The 3,716-nt window shown below is 69.1% G+C and carries 3 protein-coding genes and 1 pseudogene; all 4 read left to right on the plus strand.

Annotated elements, in window-relative coordinates; all coding sequences use genetic code 11:
* Positions 1 to 79 (plus strand): annotated as a pseudogene (locus A5787_RS22110) (type VII secretion protein EsxI); the annotation flags it as partial.
* 105 nt (positions 80 to 184) lie between these two features.
* On the plus strand, positions 185 to 1,087 hold the full coding sequence (locus A5787_RS22115) for an ESX secretion-associated protein EspG (RefSeq protein WP_066970999.1): 903 nt from the start codon (positions 185 to 187) through the stop codon (positions 1,085 to 1,087).
* 269 nt (positions 1,088 to 1,356) lie between these two features.
* Positions 1,357 to 2,874 (plus strand): type VII secretion integral membrane protein EccD, encoded by a 1,518-nt coding sequence (eccD, locus tag A5787_RS22120; protein ID WP_066971001.1) that lies wholly within the window; start codon positions 1,357 to 1,359, stop codon positions 2,872 to 2,874.
* Positions 2,852 to 3,716, plus strand: an 865-nt coding sequence (locus A5787_RS22125; RefSeq protein WP_369829153.1) for a S8 family serine peptidase, incomplete at its 3' end; no start/stop codon positions are given. The genes eccD and A5787_RS22125, both read left to right, overlap by 23 nt.

Genomic DNA, 3,716 nt, shown 5'->3' on the forward strand with positions numbered 1-3,716 from the left:
CTCCCACGGCCAGAAGGTGCAAAGCGCCGGCAGCAACATGGCCAGCACCGACAGCGCCGTCGGGTCCAGCTGGGCCTAACTCGCAACTTCGGGCGCGGCAGCACACCACACATCGGTGTGCTGCCGCGTCCTGCGGTTTCAGTAAACTTCAACCCTTCGACCACTCCGACCTCTGAGGCTATTGATGGATCAACAGAGCACCCGCACCGACATCACCGTCAACGTCGACGGCTTCTGGATGCTTCAGGCGTTGCTCGACATCCGACACGTCGCGCCCGAGTTGCGGTGCCGGCCGTTCGTCTCCACCGACTCGAGCGACTGGCTCAACGAACATCCGGGTATGGCGGTGATGCGCGAGCAGGGCATCGTCGTCGGCGACGAGGTGCAGGAGCAGGTCGCCGCTCGGATGCGGGTCCTCGCTGCGCCCGACCTCGAGGTCGTCGCCCTGCTGTCGCGGGGCAAGCTGCTCTACGGCGTCGTTGACGACGAGAACCAGCCGCCCGGTTCGCGCGACATCCCCGAGAACGAGTTCCGGGTGGTGCTGGCCCGCCGCGGCCAGCACTGGGTGTCGGCGGTGCGGGTTGGCAGCGACATCACCGTCGACGACGTCGCCGTCGCGGACAGCGCCTCGATCGCGTCGCTGGTGTTGGACGGCCTGGAGTCGATTCACCACGCGGAACCGGCCGCGATCAACGCGGTCAACGTCCCGCTGGAGGAGATGCTGGAAGCGACGAAGTCGTGGCAGGAGTCCGGGTTCAACGTATTTTCCGGCGGTGATCTGCGGCGGATGGGCATCAGCGCATCCACGGTTGCCGCGCTGGGCCAGGCCTTGTCGGACCCGGCGGCCGAGGTAGCGGTGTACGCGCGCCAGTACCGGGACGACGCCAAGGGCCCGAGCGCCTCGGTGCTGTCGCTGAAGGACGGCTCGGGTGGCCGCATCGCGCTCTATCAACAGGCGCGCACGGCGGGCTCGGGGGAGGCGTGGCTGGCGATCTGCCCGGCGACCCCGCAACTGGTGCAGGTGGGCATCAAGACGGTGCTGGACACCCTGCCCTACGGCGAGTGGAAAACGCACAGCAGGGTTTGACATCCGCGTGAAACACAAACTTTACCAACGCTTTTGCCGACAACATGCGGTCGGGATGCGAAGACGGCATACTTCTCTAGAATCACATCAGCAAATCTTCAAAGCACTGTCACCACAACTCCTTAGCGCAAGGCGAGGCAGATGAAATCCGAATTAGTCGAGCTGTACCTCTCAGGGTGCCGCAGCGCCGCGGCGAGTGAAGCGACCGAGGCTCCCGCGCGCCTCGCGACACGGGGTTACACGTTGACCATGGCAGGGGGCGCCGCGCGATGACATCGGCAGGAGTATCTGACGCCTTACAGGCGGAAATCGAGGGCATCGCGCAGCCTCGCGCTGTGGTCGTCGGCGTCATGGCCGGCGAGGGCGTCCAAATCGGCGTCCTGCTGGACGCCAACGCCCCGGTCTCCGTGATGACCGACCCGCTGCTCAAGGTGGTCAACAGTCGGCTCAGGGAGCTCGGCGAGACCCCGCTGGAGGCAGCCGGTCGCGGCAGGTGGGCGCTGTGCCTGGTCGACGGCACCCCGCTGCGGGCCACCCAGTCCCTGACCGAGCAGGACGTCTACGACGGTGACCGGTTGTGGATCCGGTTTCTGCCGGACACCGAGCACCGGTCGCAGGTCATCGAGCACATCTCGACCGCGGTCTCGGCAAACCTGAGCAAGCGCTTCGCCGCGATCGACCCGGTCGTCGCCGTTCAGGTCGGCGCGTCGATGGTCGCGATCGGCGTGACCGCGGCGGCCGGCCTGCTGGGGTGGTGGCGTTGGCACCACAACTCCTGGCTGCCCACGGCCTATTCCGCAGTCATCGCCGCGCTCGTGTTGACGGTCGCCATCATGCTGGCGATGCGGGCGAAGACGCACTCCGAGCGTTTGGTCGCCGACATCATGCTGCTGAGCGGTCTCGCGCCGCTGACGGTGGCCGCGGCCTCGGCGCCGCCGGGAGGCGTCGGCTCCCCGCATGCGGTGCTGGGCTTCGGGGTGCTCGCGATCGCCGCGGCGCTCACCCTGCGCTTCACCGGCCGCCGGCTGGGCATCTACACCGCGCTCGTCACCATCAGCGCCGTGGCGGCCATCGCCAGCCTGGCGCGGATGGTCGCAAACACCAGCGCGGTCACGAACTTCACCTGCGTGGTGCTGGTCTGCGTGCTGACGTACCAGGCCGCACCGGCCTTGTCGCGCCGATTGGCCGGCATCCGGCTGCCCGTCTTCCCGTCGGCCACCAGCCGCTGGGTGTTCGAGGCGCGACCGGACCTGCCGACCACGGTGGTGCGGGCCGACGGTGGCGCTCCGGTGCTGGAAGGCCCCGCGTCCGTCCGGGATGTGGTGCTGCAGGCCGAGCGCGCCCGGTCGTTCCTGACGGGTCTGCTCCTGGGGCTGGGCGTGCTGATGGTGGTCTCGCTGACCTCCCTGTCGGACCCGCACACCTTCCAGCGCTGGCTGCCGCTCCTGCTGGCCGGCTTCAGCGCCGGCTTCCTCATGCTGCGCGGCCGTTCGTACGTCGACCGCTGGCAAGCCATCACCCTTGCCGCGACGGCGGTGCTCATCGTCGCCGCGGTGGTGGTGCGCTACGCCCTGGGGCTGCAGTCGCCGCTGGCGGTGTCGATCAGCGTGGCGATCCTGGTCCTGCTGCCGGCGCTCGGCATGACGGCCGCGGCGGTCGTGCCCAACACCATCTACAGCCCGCTGTTCCGCAAGTTGGTGGAATACGTCGAATACCTGTGCCTGATGCCCATCTTCCCGTTGGCATTCTGGCTGATGAATGTCTATGCGGCGATCCGTTATCGCTAGGAGTAAGGGGTGGCGCGGTCGCGCATCGCGCGCGACCGTCGCCGCACTCCTGCTCACTTCAGGTGCACTAGCCGGTTTGCCACCCGCGTCGGCCATTTCGCCGCCGACGGTTGATCCGGGCGCGGTGCCGCCGGACGGTCCGCCGGGACCGCCGGCGCCGATGAAGCAGAACTCCTACTGCACCGAGGTCGGGGTGCTGCCCGGCACCGACTTCCGGTTGCAGCCGAAGTACATGGAAATGCTCAACCTGCAAGAGGCGTGGCAATTCGGACGCGGAGCGGGGCAGAAGGTCGCGGTCATCGACACCGGTGTGACGCCACATCCGCGGTTTCCCCACCTGATCCCCGGCGGGGACTACATCATGTCCGGCGACGGGCTGTCGGACTGCGACGCGCACGGCACCATCGTCGCGTCGATGATCGGCGCGGCCCCCGCCAGCGGCGCACCGGCGCCACCCGCGGCGCCGCGCAAGCCGGTCACCATCCCCACCACGGAGCCGCCCCCGAAAGCGCCGCCGCCGCAGACGGTGACCCTGTCGCCGCTGCCCCAGACGGTGACGATGGTGCCTCCGCCTCCCCAGTCGGAAGCGCCTGCTCCCGGACCGTTCGGCGCGCCACCCGCGCCAGCTGCGCCGCCGGCACCGCCGGCAGCTCCCGTACCGGCGGGCCCGCAGCCCGGACCCGCTCAGGCACCCGCCGCGAGCCACTCCGGCGGCACGGTGACGATTCCCAGCTACTCCGGCGGCCGGCAGGTGATCGGCGTTGACAACCCGGTCAACCCGACCGCGCCGCGCCCGCTCGACCCGCGCGCAGACCAATACTCCCTGGCCGCCACCGCCTACC

Source organism: Mycobacterium sp. 852002-50816_SCH5313054-b, assembly GCF_001667185.1.
Classification (GTDB): domain Bacteria; phylum Actinomycetota; class Actinomycetes; order Mycobacteriales; family Mycobacteriaceae; genus Mycobacterium.